Below are 19681 nucleotides of genomic sequence, written 5' to 3'. Positions count from 1 at the left end.
CCGCCGCCCGCCCAGGTCAGCTGCCCGGGTTACGCGCTACGCGAATCTTGACCTGTTGGTCGGTCACGCTGTCCAGGGTCACCCCGAAACCCCCCGCCTCGGCGGCCTGCTGGCCGGTGGTGAGGGTGAGCTGTTCGCCGGCGACCTCGACGGTCACCTGGTCACCCTCGGCGCCGACCAGCTTGGCCTCGACGCCCAGGATGGTGGTCCTCGCGTCGACACCTCGATCGAAGGTGACGGTGCAGGCGTCCACCGAACAGTCTGTGGAGGCGCCCTGGGAGCTGCAGCCGGCGAGCACGGCGATGCCGAGCGCCAGACCGGCGAACAGACCGGCGGCGCGGCGGACGGTGGGCATGGGCATGGTGGCGGGTCGGTTCGTCACCTCGCCAAGAGTACGAGACGCCCGCGATGTCACAGTCGATCGGTGATCAGCCGGTGGCCGGACGGGGTCGCGGGAGCACCGGCTAGGGTCCGGGACATGCCGTTCGACATCGCCCGCACCCGGGCCGCGTACCCCGCCCTGACCGAGGGCTTCGTCCATTTCGACGGGGCCGGCGGCACCCAGACCGCCGCCGGTGTGATCGACGCGGTCGCCGACGCCATGCGCGCGGCGGTCGGCAACCGCAGCGCCGCCAACGTACCGGGCCGCCGGTCGTTGGAGCTGGTGGCCGAGGCCCGCTCGGCGGTGGCCGACCTGCTCGGCGCCGACCCGGCCGGGGTGGTGCTCGGCCCGAGTGCCACGGCGCTGACGTACACCCTGGCCCGCACGCTCGGCGCGACCTGGCGCCCGGGTGACGAGGTGGTGGTGTCCCGGCTCGACCACGACGCCAACATCCGGCCGTGGGTGCAGGCCGCCGAGGCGGCCGGTGCGACGGTGCGCTGGGCGGAGGTCGACCGGCACACCGGTGAGCTGCCCGCCGCCCAGTACGCCGACCTGGTCGGCGAGCGGACCCGGCTGGTCGCGGTGACCGCCGGCAGCAACGCCATCGGCACCATGCCGGACGTGCCGGCGATCGCCAAGATCGCGCACGCCGTCGGCGCACTCGTACACGTGGACGGGGTGCACTCGGTTCCGCACGGGCCGACCGACCTGACCTCACTCGGCGCCGACGTGCTGGTGACCAGCGCGTACAAGTGGTCCGGGCCGCACCTGGCGGCGATGGTGGCCGACCCGGCCCGCTGGACGGCGCTGCACCCGGCGAAGCTGGTGCCGTCCTCCGACGCGGTGCCGGACCGGTTCGAGTACGGCACCCCGAGTTTCCCGCTGCTGGCTGGGGTGACCGCGGCGGTCGATCACCTGGCCGGGCTGGACCCGGACGCGGTCGGGGACCGGCGGGCGCGGCTGCGGGCCGGTCTGGCCGCCGCCCAGGCGCACGAGGAGGCGCTGCTGGACCGGTTGCTCGCCGGGTTGGCGGAGCGGCCGGCGGTCACCGTGTACGGCTCGCCGGCCCGACGCTGCCCGACGGTGTCGTTCCGGGTCGCCGGGCTGTCGCCGGCGGCCACCCAGGAGGCGTTGGGCGCCGCCGGGTTCTGCCTGTCGGTCGGCGACTACTACGCCTACGAGTACTTCCAGATGATGGGTCTGCGGGACAGCGGCGGCGCGGTGCGGGCCAGCCTCTACCACTACAACACGGCCGACGAGGTGGACCGGTTGCTCGGCGAACTCGACGCGCTGACCGGCAGCGCGGGGAGAATGGCCGGATGAGCACCCTGGTCGAGGACAACCCGGCGAAGCACCGCTTCGAGATCCTGGTCGACGACGCGTTGGCCGGCTTCACCGCGTACGTGATGCGCGGGGAGGTCCTGGTCTTCACCCACACCGAGGTGGACCGGGGTTTCCAGGGCAAGGGCGTGGGCGGTGCGTTGATCCGGGGCACCCTGGACGAGGTCCGCGCCCGGGGTGGCACCGTGGTGCCGCAGTGCTCCTTCATGGCCGCGTTCATCGACAAGCACCCCGAGTACGCCGACCTGGTCGCCGACCTGCCGTAGGCGGGACGGTCGGCTCAGCGGGTGCCGGTCAGCACCTCGGCGGCGGCCCAGCCACTGACCCGGGTCGCGCCGTGGGTGGCCAGGTGCACCGACCCGGTCACCAGTTCCGGCACGCCCAGCTCGACCACCACCGCGTCGGGGCGGGCGGCCAGCGCGCGTTGCACGGCGGAGCGCATCCAGTCGTGCCGGTGCAGGTCGCGGACCACCAGGACCAGTGGGCGGGTGCCGGCCCCGGCGCCCGGATCGGCCGGCACGTCGGGCTCGGCGTAGCGGACCGTGCTGGTGCCAGGCAGCAGCTCGCCCAGTGGCGCACCGATGCCCCACGGGGTCTCCGCGCCGATGGCGATGTTGCGCAGCGGCTCGAACTCGACAACGTGCGCCGCGCGGGTCAACGGCAGCGTCCCGGCAGCGGCTCGTGCGGTGGTGACCCGAACGGCCCGGCGGGCGGCGACCAGCCCGACGTCGGCGGCGCCGCGCACTCCGGCCGGCCCGGCGGTGCGGGCGGCCATCGTCCACGCGGCGAGTTGCCCGACCCGCTTGGCGGCCTCGGCGAGTCGTTCCTCGGGCAGCTCGCCGGAGACGACCGCGGCCACGATGGCGTCGCGCAGCTCGCGCACCGCCTGCTCGTCGGCCCGTTCGCCACCGACGCAGATCGCGTCGGCTCCGGCGGCGAGGGCGCGAACCGTCGCCCCGGCGAAGCCGTAGCGATCGGCGACCGCGCGCATCTCCACCGCGTCGGTCACCACCACGCCGGAGAAGCCCATCTCGTCGCGGAGCAGCCCACCCAGGATGCGCTGACTCAGCGTGGCAGGCAGCTCCGGATCCAGAGCCGGCACCAGCAGGTGGCCGGTCATCACCGCCTGCACCCCGGCGGCCACGGCGGCCCGGAACGGGGCCAGCTCGCAGGCGTCCAGCCGGGCCCGGTCGGCGGTGATGCGGGGCAGGTCATGGTGTGAGTCGACGCGGGTGTCGCCGTGGCCGGGGAAGTGCTTGGCGCAGGCCGCGACACCGCCGGCCTGGAGGCCGCGTACCCAGGCGGCGGTGTGCCGGGCGACCAGCGCCGGGTCGGCGCCGAAGGACCGCACGCCGATCACCGGGTTCTCCGGGTTGGAGTTGACGTCGGCGTCCGGGGCGTAGTTGAGGGTGACCCCCGCGGCGGCCAGCTCGACGCCGAGGTCCCGGGCGACCGCCTCGGTCAGCGCCGGGTCGTCGACGGCGCCGAGGGCGAAGTTGCCGGGCCGGGTGCTGCCGTGCACCGACTCGAGTCGGGTGACGTCGCCGGCCTCCTCGTCGATCGCCACGATGACGTCCGGCCGCTCTGCGCGCAGCGTCGCGGTGAGTGCCGCCACCTGCGCGGGGTCGACGACGTTGCGGGCGAACAGCACCACCGCGCCGAGGCCCTCACCGAGCCAGCGACACACCCACGGCGGCGGGGTGGTGCCGACGAACCCGGGTTGCAGGACGGCGGAGGCGAGCGCCGGGAGGTGCCCGGCGGACCCGGTCACGCCGCCCCCTCAGGACGGTCTGTCTCCAGCACCGGCGTCGGTGCGCCCCCGTCAAACCACTGGTCGCGCTCGCTCATGCGGCCCCCGTACCCCATCTCTCGCGCGCCCTCGGCGCACCGCCACCGGCAGGCGGTCATGCCATGGTCACACCGGGCGATTCAATAGTCAATAAACCTTACAGTTGCCTGGCGGCCCGCTCCCCGGGAGAGTGCGGGGATGGACCCCGCCCTGCTGGCCGACGCGACGAGCCCGGCCGACATCCCCGGCGTACGCCTGCTCGGCCTGGTGGTCGGCGCGCTGCTGCTGCTCGCGGCGATCCGGGCGATGTTCGGTCGACGCTGAGCGCCGCACACCGATCCGGGCCCGGCGAGCCGTGTGTGGCCGACCGCGCCCGGGGTACGGCATTCCCCATCAGCAGATTCGCGCGCCGAAGGGGAAACGATGAAGATCGGATACTTTCTGTCCAGTGAGGAGTTCACGCCAGCCGAGCTGCTGGAGCAGGCGCGCGGTGCCGAACGGGCCGGCTTCGAGGCGCTGTGGATCTCCGACCACTACCACCCGTGGGTGGACGCGCAGGGCCAGAGCCCGTTCGTCTGGTCGATGATCGGCGCGCTCAGCCAGGTCTGCTCGCTCCCGGTGACCACCGCGGTGACCTGCCCGACCGTGCGGATCCACCCGGCCGTGATCGCGCAGGCGGCGGCGACCAGCGCGGTGCTGCACGGCGGGCGGTTCGTGCTCGGCGTCGGCACCGGCGAGGCGCTCAACGAGCACATCTTCGGTGACGCCTGGCCGCAGGCCGACGTCCGCCTGGAGATGCTGGAGGAGGCCGTCGAGGTGCTGCGCGCGCTGTGGGCCGGCGGCTTCGTCAGCCACCACGGCAAGCACTACACCGTCGAGCAGGCCCGGATCTACACGCTGCCCGACACTCCCCCGCCGATCTACGTCTCCGGCTTCGGGCCGAAGTCCATCGACCTGGCCGCCCGGATCGGCGACGGCTACGTGAGCACCATGCCCGACGGCGAGATGGTCCGGCGCTTCCGTGAGAACGGCGGCGGCGACAAGCCGTGCCAGGCCGGCTTCAAGGCGGCGTACGCGGACAGCGAGGACGAAGGCATGCGCATCGCGTACGAGCGCTGGCCGAACGCGGGGGTGCCGGGCGAGCTGTCCCAGGTGCTTCCCTCACCGCGCCACTTCGAGCAGGCCGCCGAGCTGGTCAGGCCGGAGATGGTCAGGGACGCGTTCGTCTGCGGCAACAGCGTCGACGCGCACCTGGAAATGATCGACAAGTACGCCAAGGCCGGCTTCGACGAGGTGTACGTGGCAAACACCGGCCCGCACTACCAGGGCCTGTTCGACCTGTACCAGCGTGAGGTCCTGCCCCGCCTGCGCTGAGCCCCGGATCAGACGAGCCGGCTACCCGATGCCCCGCCCATGATCGCCCGAATGAGTTTCGGCGGTCATGGGCCCGGGTACCTCCGGCCCTCGATGAAACTGTCCACGCATTCGATGACGTTGCGCCGCGCGGCCCGCAGCCTTTTCGGCTGGAAGGCGCTGAGGCCCAACCAGCTGGCCGCCATGCGCGCGGTCATGAAGCGACGTGACGCCCTGGTGGTGTTGCCCACCGGGGCCGGCAAGTCGGCGATCTACCAGATTCCGGCCAGCCTGATCCCCGGCCCCACAGTGGTGATCTCCCCACTGCTGGCCCTCCAGCAGGACCAGATCGCCTCCCTCAACGAGCGGCAACGCCCGGAGCTGCGAGCGGTGCGGATCAGCTCGAACGAGTCGCCCACCCAGCAGGCGGAGGCGATCACCGAGATCCGCGAGGGCCGGGCGGAGTTCCTGTTCATCACCCCGGAACAGCTCAGCAACCCGGACCGGATGGCCGAGGTCGCCGATCTGAAGCCGGCGCTGGTGGCGATCGACGAGGCGCACTGCATCTCGGCGTGGGGGCACGACTTCCGCCCCGACTACCTGGCGCTCGGGCACCTCATCGACGGCATCGGTCGGCCGCCGGTGGTCGCGCTGACCGCCACCGCCTCCCCACCGGTACGCGACGACATCATCGCCCGGCTGCGGCTGCGCGACCCGGAGGTCGTGGTCTCCGGGCTGGACCGGTCGAACCTGTTCCTCGAGGTCGCGCACTGCCCGACCGAGGACTACCGGTGGCGGCGACTGGTCGCGCTGCTGAGCGACGACGAGCGGCCGGGGATCATCTACGTCCCGACCCGCCGCGCCGCCGAGGAACTGGCCACCCGGTTGACCGACGCCGGCTTCCCGGCGCAGTTCTACCACGGTGGAATGGCGGCCGGCGCGCGTTCCGAGCTGCACGAGGCGTTCCTCGCCGACCAGGTTCCCATCATGGTGGCGACGTCGGCGTTCGGCATGGGCATCGACAAGCCGAACATCGCCTGGGTGGCGCACATGGCGCTGCCCGACTCACCGGACAGCTACTTCCAGGAGATCGGCCGGGCAGGTCGCGACGGGCAACCGGCCCGGGTGCTGCTGCTCTGGCAGGCCGAGGACGTGGGCCTGCAGCGGTTCTTCAGCGGCGGCCTGCCCGACGTCGACGAGCTGCGCGACCTGGCCGCGCTGCTGCGCCGCAAGCCGGCTACCAAGACCGAGCTGCGCGAGACCACCGGCCTCGGGCCGCGCAAGCTGGGCCAGTATCTCTCCCTGCTGGAGCAGATCGGCGCCGCCGAGCCGCGCGCACGGCAGCGCATCGGCGCTCCCCGCTACTCCCCCGCCCCGGCGGACGCCGCCGCGGCGGCACTGGCCGAGGCGGAACGCCAGCAGACGGTGACCCGGTCCCGCACCGACATGATGCGGGCCTTCGCCGAGACCACCGCCTGCCGGGGGCAGACGCTGCTGGCCTACTTCGGCGAGCAGATGACGCAGGTGTGCGGCCACTGCGACAACTGCCACAACGGCACCAGCGTGGCCGACCAGGGTGCGGTCGGGCCGTTCCCGGTGCACAGCCAGGTGCGTCACCCGGAGTGGGGGCGCGGCATGGTGCTCTCCTACGAGGAGGACAAGATGACGGTTCTCTTCGATGAGGTCGGGTACAAGACGTTGTCGGTGCGCGTGGTGTCCGAACAGGGCCTGTTGACCCTGGACTAGCCTGACCCGGGCTCCCGTTGTCGGGCCCGTTGATCGACCAAGCGAAGCACCGAGTGACTAAGCAGAGCAGGGCGGAAGGGGCATTGCCGTGATCGAGCAGCCGGCGTACACCGGTTTCGGTTTCTCCGACGGGGAGTGGGGGTTGCTGGTCGGCCTGCCGCAGTCGGTTCTGACCGCGGCGAGCGCCGCCGAGTCCGACGGCACCCGCCGGACCATGGCGGAGACCGCTGCCGGCCTGGAGACCATCGCCGCCGGCCGGGAGTCGGCCAGCCCGCTGGTCGCGGCCGTGGCCGGCGAGATCGTGACCCGGGTCGGTGACCCGGAGACCGGTGCGGAGCTGCCGGTCATCGCGCCCGCCGACCCGAAGGCCATGATCGACGACGTGCTGCTGCGCGCCGGCGAGGCCTCCGCGCTGCTGGCCGCCCGGGTCGACGAGGGCGAGGCCGGTGCGTACAAGCACTGGCTCGTGAAGATCGCCGAGCAGGTCGTGGGCGCCGCGTCCAGCGGTGGGCTGCTGGGCATCGGAGGCGAGTCCGTCAGCGACTCCGAGCGGCGCTTCCGCGACCGGCTCGCGCACGTGCTCAACGACTGACGCCCCCGAGCAGCCACCCTGGTGGCGCGACCGCCCGTGGTGCGCCACGTTGATCGACTCGGTTTGCTGGAAACCGTGGCATCCCCGCGTTCGGGACGCCCCGACTTCCGGGAAACCGAGTCGATCATTTGGGGCGGCTACGCCTCGGCCGACGCCGGCAGCGCGGTCGGCTTCGGGTCGCTCGGGAGGGCCGCGGTCGGGTCGGCCGGCTGGGCGCCGCGCAGCGTGACCAGCGCGGCGACCGCGCCCAGCACCATCGCCACCATGGCGGCGACCGCCGCGAGGTGCAACCCGTCGGTGAACGCGACCCGGGCGGCGTGCAGCACCGCGTCGGCCAGATCCGCCGGCAACTCCTGGGCCACCGCGAGCGCGCCGCCCAGGGTCTCCCGGGCAGCGTCACCGCTGTCGGCGGGCAACCCCGCCGGCAGGCCGTCGAGGATCTCGCGCCGGTAGACCGCCGCGCCCACGCTGCCGAGGATCGCCATTCCCAGCGCGCCGCCCAGCTCACTGCTGGACTCGGTCAGCGCCGACGCGACTCCGGCCTGCTCGGGCGGCGCCGCGCCGAGGACCAACTCAGTGACGAGCGACATCACCATCACCAGGCCGCCGGCGTAGACACTGGCGCCGACGAGCAGCAGCCACAGCGGCGACTCCGGCGTGACACGGGTCAGCACCGCGAAGCCGAGCACGGCGATCCCGAACCCCGCTCCGATCAGGTACGCCCGCTCGACGCGCTGGGCGAGCGCGGCGGCGGCCGGCGCCACACCGCCCACGGCCAGCGACGGCACCAGGCTCCACAGCGCCGCTCGCAGCGGGCTCAGGCCGAGCACCAGCTGGAGGTGCTGGGTGGTGAAGATGGCGAAGCCGACCAGCGCGAACATCGCCAGCAGGTTGACCGCGAGCGAGCCGGCGAAGCCGCGGCGGCGGAACAACGCGAGGTCGATCATCGGGTACGCCCGGGTCCGCTGCCGGTGCAGGAACAGCGCACCCATCAGCAGGCCGGCGACGATGGCGAGCAACCGCGCCGGGCTGAGGCCGTCGCGGGCCATCTCCTTGATGCCGTAGATCACCGGCAGCAGCGCGCCGAGGGACAGCGCGGCGCTGAACAGGTCGAACCGCCCGGTCGCCGGGTTGCGCGACTCCGGCACGAGGACCGGGGCGAGCAGGAGCAGCATCAGCATCGCCGGGATGTTGATCAGGAAGATCGAGCCCCACCAGAAGTGCTCCAGCAGGATGCCGCTGAGCACCGGGCCGAGCGCGATGCCGCCGGTGAGAGTGGCGGTCCAGATGCCGATGGCGGTGCCCCGCTGCTTGGCGTCGTGGAACAGGTTGCGCACCAGGGCGAGCGTGGACGGCATCAGGGTGGCCCCACCGATGCCGAGCACGGCGCGCGCGGCGATCAGCGTCGCGGCGCTGTCGGCGTACGCGGCCAGCAGCGACGCCGCCCCGAAAGCGGCGGCGCCGATCAGCAGGAGCCGGCGTCGGCCGATCCGGTCGCCCAGCGCACCCATGGTGATGAGCAGCCCGGCCAGCACGAAGCCGTAGATGTCGAAGATCCAGAGCTGCTGGGTGGCCGTGGGGCGCAGCTCCTCGCTGATGAACGGGACGGCGAAGTAGAGCACCGACACGTCCATCGAGACCAGGAGCAGCGGCAGCATCAGCACCGTGAACCCGATCCACTCCCGTCGGCCCGCCCGTGGTGCCGGTGTGGTCGTCGTCGCCATCATGAGCAGTCCCCCTTCTGCGTATGTCGTACGCTGTTATGCGTAGACCATACGCAGAACTAGGATGGCGAGGCAAGGAGGAAATGTGGCGGCACAGACGGACGACAGCGGGCCAGCGATCCCGGCCTCCATCGAGAGCGCCTGGGGGCTGCGGGAACGACCACCCAAGGGCCCCCGGCCGGGGATGAGCGTGCCCGCCATCGTGGACGCCGCCGTACGGGTGGCCGACGCCGACGGGCTGGCAGCCGTCTCGATGAGCCGGGTCGCCAAGGAGCTGGGCGCCGCCACCATGGCCCTCTACCGCTACGTCGGCTCGAAGGACGAGCTGCTGATGCTCATGGTGGACACCGGCTACGGCCCGTCGCCGGGACCGCCTCCGCCGGAGACCGACTGGCGCGCCGGCCTGACCCGGTGGGCCTGGGCCGAGCACAGGGTGCTGCGGCACCGCGCCTGGTTGCTGCACGTGCCGATCACCGGCCCGCCGATCACCCCGCAGCAGCTCGGCTGGATGGAGGACGGGCTGCGCTGCCTCGACAGCACCGCCCTCGGTGAGGGCGAGAAGATGTCCGTGCTGCTGCTGCTCACCGGGTACGTCCGCAACGAGGCCACCCTCACGTCCCAGATAGCCGAGGGCAGCAAGGCCGCCGGCGTCGCGCCCAGCGAGATGATGCCAGCGTACGGTCGGACGGTGGCCCGACTCATCGACCCGGCCCGCTTTCCGGCGCTGCACCGGGTGCTGACCGCCGGCGTGCTCACCCAGGACGACGACCCCGACGACGAGTTCGCCTTCGGCCTGGACCGGATCCTCGACGGCATCGAGGCCCTGATCCAGCGCCGAGCCAGCTGAGGGAACCGGATGCTGCCGAGAGACACCATCGACACCACGGTCCTGCCCCCGGGCGAGCGGTTCGGGATGTGGCTCGACCTCGTCGCGCGCACCTCCGCGCCGCTGCGCATCCAGTCCGCGCACGCCGACGACTTCGCCGCCCGCGCGGACTTCATCGAGCTGGGCCCGATCCAGCTGGTGGAATACCAGTACCCGTCGCTGGACGCCACCCGCACCCGCAAGCTGGTCCGCCAGTCCGACCCGGAGCTGTACATCCTCGCCTTCACCACCGGCGGCATCGGCACGTCCAGCCAGGACGGTCGCCGTAGCGAGATCCTGACCGGCGAGTTCACCTTCTACGACGGGTCCCGACCGCACGACGTCTGCCACCACGCGACCGAGCCGGAGCGGGACCAGGCGAGCTCGATCATCACGTTGATCCCGCACGCCGCGCTGCCGTTGCCGCCGCAGCGGATGGCCGCGCTCTACGGCGGTCGGATGTCCGGCAGCGAGGGGGTCGGGGCGCTGCTGGCGCAGTTCCTGTTGCAGGTGACGGGGCATCCCGAGCAGTACCATGCCGCCGACGCCAGCCGGCTCGGCACCGTGGGACTGGACCTGGCCACCACCATGCTCGGCCGGCACCTGGTCGCCGAGGACGCCGTGCCCACCGAGGTCCGCCGACGGGCGCTGCTCACCCAGGTGCAGGCGTACGTCCACCGGCACCTCGGTGACGCGACGCTCGGCCCACAGTTCCTCGCCGACGCCCACCACATCTCGGTGCGGTCGCTGCACCGGCTGTTCGAGGCCGAGCACAGCACCGTGGCGTCGTACGTCCGGGGCCTGCGACTGGCCCGGTGCCGGCGTGACCTGTCCGACCCGGCGCTGCGCAACCAACCCGTACAGACCATCGCGGCGCGTTGGGGGTTTTCCGACAAAGCTCATTTCAGCCGGGCGTTCCGGGCGGCATACGGGGTGAGCCCGCAGGAACACCGCGACGGCGGCTCGCATCCGGCGCGGATCGTCAACCGGCCGGCATCAACGGTCAACTCACTGCCGGCAGACTGACACCAGCGCGTCCACCGTTCGATCGGTGGGCCGCCAACGGGGGCCGTGGCGCGGCGCCCGCCGCGAAAACGCGGCGGGCGGCCGCCCGGTGCGCCCTCATGCCTGAGGCCCCGGTCCCGCCACCTCCCCCCAGGATCGTTGGCGGGGCCGGTCAGGTCTTCTCCAGCAGCTCCAGGACCACCCGCTCGGCCTCCTCGCGTGGCGCCTGCGGGTCCACCGACGCCACCACCCCGTCGTGGTACAGGTCGACGACCCGCGGATCCACGTAGGACGTCCGCGCCACCGTCGGGGTGTTGCCCAGCAGCTCGGCCACCTCGCGCATCACCGCGACCACCGCCTTGCGCCGGGCGGTGACCGAGCGGGCCGGGCCGACGGTCGCCAACTCGGTGGCGGCGAGCACTGTGGCGTGCCAGGTGCGGAAGTCCTTCGCGGTCATCTCCCCGCCACTGGCGTCACGCAGGTACCCGTTGACCTCGTCGCTGCGCACGTCGCGCCACTCCCGGCCGTCCCAGTAGCCGAACAGCCGGTCCGCCCACCGCCGACGACGACGCAGATTGACCAGCACCTGGCACAGCTCGGGGTCCTCGATCCGGCGTACCTGCTCGATGCCACCCTTCGCGGGGAACTCGAAGACCACGCAGCCGCGCCGGGACCGGGCATGCTCGGGACGCAGGGTGGACACCCCGTACGTCGGGTCGTCGCCGGCCGCGTACTGGTCGCTGCCGACCCGGAACATCCCCATGTCCAACAGTCGGGCCACCGTCGCCAGCACCCGGTCCCGGCCCAGCCCTCGACCGTCCAGGTCACGCCCCACCCGCTCGCGCAGCACCGGCAGCCGGCGTGCCACCTCCAGCATGTGGTCGAACTTCGCCTCGTCCTGCTTCTCCCGCCACCGAGGGTGGTAGACGTACTGCTTGCGCCCGGCCGCGTCGATCCCGATCGCCTGGATGTGCCCGTTCGCGTGCGGCGAGATCCAGACGTTCTGCCAGGCCGGAGGAATGACAAGCTCCCGCAGCCGGGCCAGGACCTCCGGGTCACGGACCGGATCGCCGGCCGGGTCGACGAAGGTCCAGCCCCGTCCGCGCCGACGCCGCCCGTACCCCGGTCCACCCGGGTCGCTACGCCGCAACCGCACCGGAGACACGCACCAGCCTCTCCACCTCAGCCACGGCGGCCAGCACCTCGCCGAGACGCAGGGCCGCCATCGTCGGGTGGCTTCCTACCCCGTCCCACCTGGGCCAATCCCCCTCGCCGACCCAGAGCACCCGGTGCCGGGGCCGGTCCGGCGGCGGCCCCCAGTGCGCCGGCGGCACCGGCCCGAAGAGCACGACCGAGGCGGTGCCGTACGCGGTGGCCAGGTGGGCGACCCCGGTGTCCCCGCTGACCACCAGCCGGGCGTGCGCCACCAGCGCGGCGAGCACGCCGAGGTCGGTGCGGCCGGCCAGCACGGCGTCGGACGGCAGGCCGGCCGCCTCGGCCACCCTCCCTGCCAGTGCCCGCTCGTCGGCCGAGCCGGTGAGCAGCACCCGGTGCCCCTGCTCGCTGAGCGCCCGGGCCAGCGCGGCGAACCGCTCGGCGGGCCACCGCTTGGCGGGGACCTTGCTGCCGGGATGCAGCACTGTCACACCCGTGGGCAACCCGGCCGCCCCGGGCCGGCGCAGGTCGAGATCGGCGCGGTCGGCCGCGATGTCGTACCAGGACAGCAGCCGGCACCACCGGTCCACCTCGTGCTCGTCCGCGGACCACCGCGGACCATCGGTGTGGCCAGCCTCCGGGTTGGCGAAGGCGAACAGCCGGCCGGGCCGGGTGGCCGCGAGCAGCCGATGCGACTGCGGGCCCCGCCCGTGCAGGTTGACCGCGACCTGCGGGGCCGCCCCGACCCGGATGGGCCGGTCCAGCCCGGCCGTGTCCACCAGCCGGTCGACGCCGCCGACCAGGTCGACCAGTGGGGCCAACCAGGCGGGCGCGGCGAGCGCCAGCTCCCGGGACGGGTACGCGGTCCGCAGCGCCCGCAGCGCGGGCACGGCGGTGAGCAGGTCGCCGACGCCGAGGGCGCGCAGCACGAGGATCACGGGTACGACGTCTCCTGCTCGGCGCAGACCACCAGCTCGCGAACCGCGCAGCCGGGCGGCTGGCTGAGCGCGAACATGACGGCGGCGGCGGTGTCGGCGGGATCGTTGAGGATCGCGTCCGGCCCCGGCTTGTACTGCGGGTCGCGCTCGTCGAAGAACGCGGTGCGCATCCCGCCCGGGATCAGCAGCGTGACACCGACCTGCCCGGCGAGCTCGGCGGCGAGGGCGCGGGTGAAGCCGACCACGCCGAACTTGGCCGCGCAGTACGCGGTCGCGTCGCTGACCGCCTTGACGCCCAGGGTGGAGGCGACAGTGACGATGCGTCCCCGGGACGTCAGCAGGAACGGCAGCGCGGCCCGGATCACCGCCGCCGTGGCCAGCAGGTCCACCGCGACGATCCGGTCCCAGGTCTCCCCCGGCACGTCGGCGAGTCGACCCGGCACGTCCGTACCGGCCGCGGTCACCACCGCGTCCAGGCCGCCGGCCTGCTCGGCGAGGTGCTGGGTGGCCACCTCGGCGGCCCGCGTGTCGGCCAGGTCGCACTCGGTCCAGGACACCCCGTCGGCCGGCGGCTGCCGGTCCAGCACGATCGGTCGGCCACCGGACGCGGCCACCGCCGCGACCACCGCCGCGCCGAGCCCGCTCGCGCCGCCGGTGACCAGGACGGTGGGCCCGGCTCCGGGCCGCGTGGCGGTCATCGGACCCGCTCCGCGAGCGTCCGGACGATCATGTCGGTGGTGGAACGACCGTCCAGATAGGGCACCACCACCGTGTTTCCGCCCCACCGGCGCAGAACCTCCGCCTCCGGCAGGGTGGCCGAGGCGTCACCGCCGCCGGTGGCGTAGTCGCCACCCTTGACCCAGACGTCGGGTCGTATCCAGGACAGCGCCGCGTCCGGGGTCGGCTCGTCGAAGACGAGGACCGCGTCGACACAGCTCAGAGCGGCCAGCAGCCGACTGCGGTCACCCTCGGACATCACCGGCCGCTCCGGGCCCTTCAACCCTGCCACGCTGGCGTCGGAGTTCAGGCAGACGATGAGGCAGTCGCCGAGTTGCCGGGCGGCCTCCAGGGTGGCCACGTGCCCGGCGTGCAGCAGGTCGAAGCAACCACCGGTCGCCACCACCGTGCCACCTGCGGCCCGTACCTCACCCAGGAGCGTGGCGACCGCCGCGACTCCGACCCGGTCCCCACCGGGGCTGACCAGAGCGGCGTTCGCAGGGCCACCCCTCGTTCGCGACTGCGCGGATCGCAACCCGGACTCCCTCCTCGCGTTCGCCGCCGGAAGCGCCGCGGCCACTCCTCCACCCGCCACGAACCGAGACGCCTCGGCGACCGCCGCCTGCACCGCCTCGGAGACCAGGGCGCCCTGAGCCAACGCGAGGCTGGCAGCGGCCGCGAAGCGGTCCCCAGCTCCGCAGGTGTCCCCCTCCGCGCTGCCGGGGGTCGGCACCACCAGCGGCGTCGACCCGGCGTGGCAGAGCAGCGCGCCGTCACCGCCCAGCGTCACCGCGACCGCGCCGGCCCGCCAGCGCCGGCGGAGCCCCTGCGCACCACGCGAAGCGGTGGCCAGCCGGGAGGCACCGGGCAGTGCGGGAACCAGCTCCCGCACCTCCGCCTCGTTCGGGGTGGCCAGGTGGACGCCGGGCACCGCCGCCGGACCGCGCGGATGCGGGTCCCACACCACCGGCGCGCGGGTCGCGGCCAACGCGTCACGCAGCGCGGGCTGCCGGGCCACCCCCCGGCCGTAGTCGCTGACCAGCACCGCCGACGCTCCGGCGATCACCCGCAGCACCTCGTCGGAGGGCTGACCCGGCTCCCCGGACGCGCCACCGCGGTCGTGGCGCAGCAGCACCCGGCCCCGAGCGCGTAGCCGGATCTTCTCCGGCGTCGCGCCGGAGAGAGCCAGGGGATACACCTGCACACCGGCGGCGGCGAGCAGCGTGCTCAGTCGGGCTCCGCCAGCGTCGTCGGCGAGCGCGGTCACCAGCACCACCTCGGCGCCCTGCGCGGCGGCGAACACCGCCGCCAGACCGGCGCCACCGGGTCGGTCGGTGGCCACGGTCTCGTCGAGCACCGGCACCGGGGAGTCCGGGCAGAGCCGGTTCACCACCCCTTCCACGTCCCGGTCGAGCAGGGTGTCGCCGAGCACCACCACGGGTCCTCTCACGCTTGCCTCCTCATCCTCACGCGTCGACCTGCTGTCCGGTCCCACCGTCGAGCACCACTTCGACCCCGGTACGCACCGACCGGGCCGGCGGAGCGGGCTCGGTCGGGTCGTGGTGGACCGCCGCCGGGTCGGCGACCGCGGCCAGGGCGGCGGGCAGCTCCTGTTCGAGGTACTCACACAGCAGGTGGCTGGTCACGAGGTGCAGCTCCTGGACGACCTGGGTGTCGGGGGACGCGACAGCCAGCACCTCGTCACAGGCGTCGGCGAGGGGATTGGGCGTCGCCCCGGTGAGCGCCCAGCTCGTCAGGCCGGCCTCCCGGGCGGCCAGCGCGGCGGTGATCAGGTTGGCGCTGCTGCCGCTGGTGCTCAGCAGCAGCAGGACGTCACCGGGACGACCATGTGCGCGCACCTGGCGGGCGTAGACGTCGGTGTAGCCGTAGTCGTTGGCGATGGCGGTGAGCGCGCTCGTCTCGGCGTGCAGCGCGATCGCGGACAACGGCTGCCGGTCGTGGTGCAGCTTGCCGACCAGCTCGGCGGTGAGGTGCTGCGCCTCGGCGGCACTACCGCCGTTGCCGGCGACCAGCAGACGACCCCCGCCGGCCAGCCGGTGGGCCAGGTCCGCACCCCAGCGGGCCAGCTGGGACTCACACCGCCGGTACGACGCCAGCGCCGCGGCGAGGTTCGTCAGGTGGGTGTCGAGCAGGCTTCCCGCCGGCATCAGGCCACCACCCGGGTGGGGCGACGCACGGCGGCCACCTCGCTGTAGACCTCGACCAGCCGCTCGGCGGTGGCCGCCCACGAGTACCGCGTCCGGGCCCGCTCGCGCGCCGCCGTCGCGTACGCGAAGCGCCTGATCCGGTCGTCGAGCAACCCCTGGATCGCGGCGGCCAGCGCCTGCGGGTCCCGCGCCGGCACGAGGTCACCGGTCGTCCCGTCGACGACGGTGTCCCGGATGCCGCCGACCGCGGTGCCGACAACCGGCACCCCACAGGCCATCGCCTCCAGCGGGGTCAACCCGAACGGCTCGTACCAGGGTGCGGCGACCAGCAGGTCCGCCGAGCGGTACCAGCGGCCCATCTCCTCCCGGGGCACCGCGCCGACCAGGTGCACCCGGTCGGCCACCCCGCACGACTCGGCCAGTGCCCGAAGCCGCCGGGCGTACGGGTCGGTCTCCAGCAGCCCTTCGGGCGGGCCGCCGACCACCACGCACTCGGCGTCCGGGACCAGGGCCATCGCACGGACCACGGTCTGGAAGCCCTTGCGTTCGACCAGTCGGCCCACGGTCAGGATCCGGGCCCGATTCGGCTCGCGGTCGGCGGCCGGTCCGAGCGGGGCGAACGTGGCGAGGTTGACTCCGGAGGGCACGACGGTCATCCGGGACCGGGGCACGCCCATCCGGACCAGTTCGCCCACCTCGTCACGGCACTGGGCGACGATCCGGTCCACCGAGCGGCCCAGCTCGCGCTCGTAGGACACCCGGCGGGCCGGGCTGGTGTCCTGCACGCCCTGGTAGCGGCGCTTCACAGTGCCCAACGCGTGGTACGTCTGCACCACCGGCACCCCGGTCTGCCGGCCAGCGGTCAACGCCGCCAGGCCGCTCATCCAGAAGTGCGCGTGGATCACCTCGGGCACCCAGTCCCCGCCCCGCCAGCGCTCGATCAGCCAGGCACTGAACTCCCGCATGTGCGGCAGCAGCGCGTCCTTGGCCACCGGCTCGGCCGGCCCGGCGGAGACGTGCACCACGTCGTACCCGTCCGGGCTGCGGACGGTCACCGGCAGGTCGGGCGCGTCCCGCCGGGTGTAGACCCGTACCTCGTGCCCGGCGGCGGCGAGCGCGGCGGACAGCTCCGCGACGTGCGTGTTCTGGCCGCCGGCGTCCTCCCCTCCGAGGACGGCGAGCGGGCTGGCGTGCTCCGAGATCATCGCGATCCGCATACTTCCTCCTCCAGCAGCCGGTCCCAGTCAGCGAGGAAACGGTCGAGGCCGTACCTGTCGCGTGCGGCCGTTCGCGCCGCCGCGCCGGCCTGGCGCGCGATCGCCGGTTCGGCGATGAACCGGCGGGCGGCGTCGAGCAGGGTGTCCGTCCGGGTGGCGAGGGCGCCCGCCTCCGGGGGTACCGCCATCACCGCCTCGGTGGTGGCGAGCGCGACGACCGGCATGCCGATCGCCATCGCCTCGATGAGGCTGAGCCCGAGCGAGGTCCACCGGCACAGGTGCAGGTACGCGCGCCGCCGGGCCAGTTCGGCGTGCATCCGGTGCTGAGGTACGTCGTCGTGGCTGGTGAGCCGGTCGGCGGGCAGCCCGAGGTGGTCGGCCAGGCCGGCGACGCCCATGCCGAAAACGTCCAGCGGCGCGATCTCGGCGAACTGGGCCAGCAGGTCGGTGCCGGTGACCCGTCCTCGCCGGATCGGCTCGTTGATCACCACGGCGAGCCGGTCGAGTTCGCCGGTGTAGGACACGGTGGGGGCGACGATGCCGTGGTCGACCACTGTGGTGCGGGTGGCGCCGGTGTCCCAGAAGATCTGGTTGAACCCGGTGACGTGGGCGATGAGCAGGTCGTCGCGGTCGGCCATGGGGTGCCGTGTGTTGGGCACGTCGCCCTTCGGGGTGTTGTGTTCGACGTAGATCGCCGGGATGTCGCGGCCGGGGCGGCGGCGCAGCCACGCCTCGGCCCGGTCGATCTCCTCTGGCCGTTGCAGAATGACCAGGTCGATGTCGGCGCCCGGCAGGTCCTCCGGGGCGACCTCGACCGCGCTGTCCGGCCAGGGGTAGGTCCGGGCCCGGCCGAGGCCGTAGGGGCCGCGGTCGGGTGTGGTGGGGATCAGGTAGCGATGGCTGCCGTGCACGAACGACGTGGTCCACGAGCCGTGCACGTGCCAGAGCAGGATGTTCATCGGCCGCCACCACCACTGACGGCGAGCATCCGCAGCGCGTCGACCACCTCGTCCGGGTCGATGCCACTGAGGCAGGGGTGCCCGGGGACCGGGCAGCTGGCGGCACGGGTGTCCCGGCAGGGCGCGGCGGCGTCGCCGAGCCGAACGGTGGGCACCCGGTAGGGCCCCCACTGACCGAACGGGACGGTCGGCGCGAAGAGACTCACCACCGGCACTCCGCTCGCGGCGGCCAGGTGCGCGGGCCCGGTGTTGCCGACCACTACCGCGCTGGCGTCCGCCACGATCCCGGCCAGCCCGGCCAGGTCGGTTCGCCCACCCAGGTCGGTGCCGCCGGCCGCCGCGACCCGGGCGGTGACGTCACGCTCGTCGGAGCTGCCGGTGACCAGCACCCGATGCCCGGCGGCGGTCAGCGCCCCGGCGATCCGGGTCGCCACCTCGGGCGGGCAGGCCCGGCTCGACGCGGCCGAGCCGGGGTGCAGCACCACGTACCCCGGGTCGCCGAGGTCGGCCGGGCGCGGCGGCACGGCGTCGCGTCGGAGCCGGAGCACAGGTTCGTCGCCGTCGGGCAGCCGGTGACCGGCGGCGGCGGCGAGGGAGAGGGCACGTTCCGGTTCGGGGACGCCCACCGGCACCCGGTGCCGGACGTCCAGCAGCGAGCCCGGGTAGTCGTCGCTGATCGCCGCGATCCGGCCGACACCCGCCATCCGCAGCAGCAGCGCCAGCGGCAGGGCGGACTGGTGGAACGAGGTGAACACCACCGCCTGGTCCGCGCCGATCGCGCTGAGGCGGGCGGTGAGGCTCCGCAGCGCCTCCGGGTCCACCGGCCCCGGCGTGGGGTCGATCCAGGGCAGCGGGTGCTCGATGATCTCGTCGACGCCGGGCAGCAGGTCGGCGGCGGCGCGGCCACGCGGCCCGCACAGCAGCACCACCCGCTGTGCCCCCGCCGCGACGGCACGGATCGCCGGCCCGGTGACCAGCACGTCCCCGGCCGAGTCCGACCGGACCACGAGCGCCGTGCGCACCGGGTCACCGGTCGGGGTCGCCGGTCGTACGGCCTGTTGGCGGCGCAGGATCTCGTCCACCGCCGCCGGCAGGTCGGTGGCCACCCACCCGGCGGCCGCGATCTCCTCCGGTCGGGTCACCGGGGTCGGCACCAGCACCCCTGCCGCCCCCGCGGCCAGGGCGGCACCGACGTCCCGCCCGATGTCGCCCACCAGCACACACCTGGACGCGGTGGTGCCCAGTTCCCCAGCGGCGGCGTACACAAGGCCGGGCGCCGGCTTGCGGCAGTCGCAGCCGTCGGCGTCGTCGTGCGGGCAGACCAGCCACGCGTCGAACCGACCCAGCAACTCCTCGATGCGGGCGTGCACCGCCCGCATCTGCTCCCCGGTGAAGTAGCCCCGGGCCAGCCCCGACTGGTTCGTCACCACCGCCAGGCGCAGCCCGGCTGCCCGCAGCCGGTCCAGCGCCGCCCGCGCCCCCGGCACCGGCCGCACCTTCTCCGGGTCGCCGTTGTACGGCACGTCCTCGATCAGGGTCCCGTCGCGGTCCAGCAGCACGGCGTCGTACAGGACGGGTCGAGGGCTTCCGACAGTCGTGCGACTGGACCCGGCGGAACCGGCGCGGTCAGCAGCGGCGTAAACCGGGGCTGACCTGCGCTGATACGGATCCTCCTGGTCCTGTCGCACAGCCGGCGGGTTCCCTGCGCCCCGAGGAGTAAACGTCGTCGC

At 73.6% G+C, this 19681-nt stretch carries 19 protein-coding genes; 8 read left to right on the top strand and 11 right to left on the bottom strand.

Going from position 1 to position 19681, the window contains the following annotated elements; translation table 11 throughout:
• Positions 1–16 precede the first annotated feature (16 nt).
• Complete coding sequence (locus FBZ33_RS09545; protein WP_141908766.1) at positions 17–382, bottom strand: hypothetical protein; 366 nt, start codon at positions 380–382, stop codon at positions 17–19.
• A gap of 96 nt (positions 383–478) precedes the next feature.
• Between FBZ33_RS09545 and FBZ33_RS09540 the strand changes: the two genes are divergently transcribed.
• Both FBZ33_RS09540 and FBZ33_RS09535 read left to right on the top strand, forming a co-directional pair.
• The gene (locus tag FBZ33_RS09540; RefSeq protein WP_141908765.1) at positions 479–1705 is read left to right on the top strand and encodes a cysteine desulfurase-like protein; all 1227 of its coding nucleotides are present in this window, start codon (positions 479–481) and stop codon (positions 1703–1705) included.
• Positions 1702–1989, top strand: coding sequence for a GNAT family N-acetyltransferase (locus tag FBZ33_RS09535; RefSeq protein WP_141908764.1), 288 nt, complete (start codon positions 1702–1704; stop codon positions 1987–1989). Before FBZ33_RS09540 ends, FBZ33_RS09535 begins: the two co-directional genes overlap by 4 nt.
• 14 nt (positions 1990–2003) lie before the next feature.
• Here the strand turns inward: FBZ33_RS09535 and FBZ33_RS09530 are convergent, their stop codons facing one another.
• On the bottom strand, positions 2004–3494 hold the full coding sequence (locus FBZ33_RS09530; RefSeq protein WP_141908763.1) for a glycoside hydrolase family 3 protein: 1491 nt from the start codon (positions 3492–3494) through the stop codon (positions 2004–2006).
• Positions 3495–3710: 216 nt separating this feature from the next.
• Here FBZ33_RS09530 and FBZ33_RS33310 point away from each other — a divergent pair, with 216 nt between their 5' ends.
• The 4 genes from FBZ33_RS33310 (at position 3711) to FBZ33_RS09515 (ending at position 7203) form a co-directional block, all read left to right on the top strand.
• Positions 3711–3836, top strand: coding sequence for a hypothetical protein (locus tag FBZ33_RS33310; protein ID WP_255421242.1), 126 nt, complete (start codon positions 3711–3713; stop codon positions 3834–3836).
• 99 nt (positions 3837–3935) lie between these two features.
• On the top strand, positions 3936–4886 hold the full coding sequence (locus FBZ33_RS09525) for a TIGR03557 family F420-dependent LLM class oxidoreductase (RefSeq protein ID WP_141908762.1): 951 nt from the start codon (positions 3936–3938) through the stop codon (positions 4884–4886).
• Between the two features lie 93 nt (positions 4887–4979).
• On the top strand, positions 4980–6611 hold the full coding sequence (locus FBZ33_RS09520) for an ATP-dependent DNA helicase RecQ (RefSeq protein ID WP_141908761.1): 1632 nt from the start codon (positions 4980–4982) through the stop codon (positions 6609–6611).
• A gap of 88 nt (positions 6612–6699) precedes the next feature.
• A complete protein-coding gene (locus tag FBZ33_RS09515) occupies positions 6700–7203 on the top strand; it encodes a hypothetical protein (protein WP_141908760.1) in 504 nt (167 codons plus the stop codon).
• Positions 7204–7340: 137 nt separating this feature from the next.
• Here the strand turns inward: FBZ33_RS09515 and FBZ33_RS09510 are convergent, their stop codons facing one another.
• A complete protein-coding gene (locus FBZ33_RS09510) occupies positions 7341–8930 on the bottom strand; it encodes an MFS transporter (RefSeq protein WP_141908759.1) in 1590 nt (529 codons plus the stop codon).
• 82 nt (positions 8931–9012) lie between these two features.
• Between FBZ33_RS09510 and FBZ33_RS09505 the strand changes: the two genes are divergently transcribed.
• Together FBZ33_RS09505 and FBZ33_RS09500 are read left to right on the top strand one after the other, a co-directional pair.
• Positions 9013–9774, top strand: coding sequence for a TetR/AcrR family transcriptional regulator (locus FBZ33_RS09505; protein ID WP_141908758.1), 762 nt, complete (start codon positions 9013–9015; stop codon positions 9772–9774).
• A gap of 9 nt (positions 9775–9783) precedes the next feature.
• Complete coding sequence (locus tag FBZ33_RS09500) at positions 9784–10818, top strand: helix-turn-helix domain-containing protein (RefSeq protein ID WP_141908757.1); 1035 nt, start codon at positions 9784–9786, stop codon at positions 10816–10818.
• Between the two features lie 151 nt (positions 10819–10969).
• Here FBZ33_RS09500 and FBZ33_RS09495 read toward each other — a convergent pair whose 3' ends face one another.
• From FBZ33_RS09495 to FBZ33_RS09460, 8 genes are read right to left on the bottom strand one after another with little or no spacing between them, the layout of a single operon-like run.
• Entirely contained in the window at positions 10970–11953 is a 984-nt protein-coding gene (locus FBZ33_RS09495; protein WP_141912539.1) for a DNA topoisomerase IB, read from the bottom strand.
• The gene (locus FBZ33_RS09490) at positions 11937–12890 is read right to left on the bottom strand and encodes a glycosyltransferase family 9 protein (protein ID WP_141908756.1); all 954 of its coding nucleotides are present in this window, start codon (positions 12888–12890) and stop codon (positions 11937–11939) included. The genes FBZ33_RS09495 and FBZ33_RS09490 overlap by 17 nt, the downstream gene beginning before the upstream one ends.
• A complete protein-coding gene (locus tag FBZ33_RS09485; RefSeq protein ID WP_141908755.1) occupies positions 12887–13588 on the bottom strand; it encodes an SDR family oxidoreductase in 702 nt (233 codons plus the stop codon). Before FBZ33_RS09485 ends, FBZ33_RS09490 begins: the two co-directional genes overlap by 4 nt.
• Complete coding sequence (locus tag FBZ33_RS09480; RefSeq protein WP_141908754.1) at positions 13585–15057, bottom strand: PfkB family carbohydrate kinase; 1473 nt, start codon at positions 15055–15057, stop codon at positions 13585–13587. The genes FBZ33_RS09485 and FBZ33_RS09480 overlap by 4 nt, the downstream gene beginning before the upstream one ends.
• A gap of 16 nt (positions 15058–15073) precedes the next feature.
• Positions 15074–15778: an SIS domain-containing protein gene (locus FBZ33_RS09475; protein WP_141912537.1), complete on the bottom strand. Its 705-nt coding sequence runs from the start codon at positions 15776–15778 to the stop codon at positions 15074–15076.
• Complete coding sequence (locus FBZ33_RS09470; protein WP_141908753.1) at positions 15775–16992, bottom strand: glycosyltransferase; 1218 nt, start codon at positions 16990–16992, stop codon at positions 15775–15777. The genes FBZ33_RS09475 and FBZ33_RS09470 overlap by 4 nt, the downstream gene beginning before the upstream one ends.
• Complete coding sequence (locus tag FBZ33_RS09465) at positions 16977–17951, bottom strand: glycosyltransferase (protein WP_141908752.1); 975 nt, start codon at positions 17949–17951, stop codon at positions 16977–16979. The genes FBZ33_RS09470 and FBZ33_RS09465 overlap by 16 nt, the downstream gene beginning before the upstream one ends.
• Positions 17948–19639, bottom strand: coding sequence for an HAD-IIIA family hydrolase (locus FBZ33_RS09460; RefSeq protein ID WP_141908751.1), 1692 nt, complete (start codon positions 19637–19639; stop codon positions 17948–17950). Before FBZ33_RS09460 ends, FBZ33_RS09465 begins: the two co-directional genes overlap by 4 nt.
• Between the last annotated feature and the right edge of the window lie 42 nt (positions 19640–19681).

It is taken from the genome of Micromonospora sp. A202, from assembly GCF_006715105.1.
GTDB classification, from domain to species: Bacteria; Actinomycetota; Actinomycetes; order Mycobacteriales; family Micromonosporaceae; genus Micromonospora; species Micromonospora zamorensis.
Note: the sequence above shows the minus strand (reverse complement) of the source record. Positions and strands in the feature narration are given on the sequence as shown.

Bases quoted from the DNA above. Each gene is read 5' to 3' on its own strand.
- FBZ33_RS09520 (WP_141908761.1), top strand. From the start codon at position 4,980: ATGAAACTGTCCACGCATTCGATGACGTTGCGCCGCGCGGCCCGCAGC.
- FBZ33_RS09540 (WP_141908765.1), top strand. From the start codon at position 479: ATGCCGTTCGACATCGCCCGCACCCGGGCCGCGTACCCCGCCCTGACC.
- FBZ33_RS09525 (WP_141908762.1), top strand. From the start codon at position 3,936: ATGAAGATCGGATACTTTCTGTCCAGTGAGGAGTTCACGCCAGCCGAG.
- FBZ33_RS09500 (WP_141908757.1), top strand. From the start codon at position 9,784: ATGCTGCCGAGAGACACCATCGACACCACGGTCCTGCCCCCGGGCGAG.
- FBZ33_RS09535 (WP_141908764.1), top strand. From the start codon at position 1,702: ATGAGCACCCTGGTCGAGGACAACCCGGCGAAGCACCGCTTCGAGATC.
- FBZ33_RS09485 (WP_141908755.1), bottom strand. From the start codon at position 13,588: ATGACCGCCACGCGGCCCGGAGCCGGGCCCACCGTCCTGGTCACCGGC.
- FBZ33_RS09510 (WP_141908759.1), bottom strand. From the start codon at position 8,930: ATGATGGCGACGACGACCACACCGGCACCACGGGCGGGCCGACGGGAG.
- FBZ33_RS09465 (WP_141908752.1), bottom strand. From the start codon at position 17,951: ATGAACATCCTGCTCTGGCACGTGCACGGCTCGTGGACCACGTCGTTC.
- FBZ33_RS33310 (WP_255421242.1), top strand. From the start codon at position 3,711: ATGGACCCCGCCCTGCTGGCCGACGCGACGAGCCCGGCCGACATCCCC.
- FBZ33_RS09470 (WP_141908753.1), bottom strand. From the start codon at position 16,992: ATGCGGATCGCGATGATCTCGGAGCACGCCAGCCCGCTCGCCGTCCTC.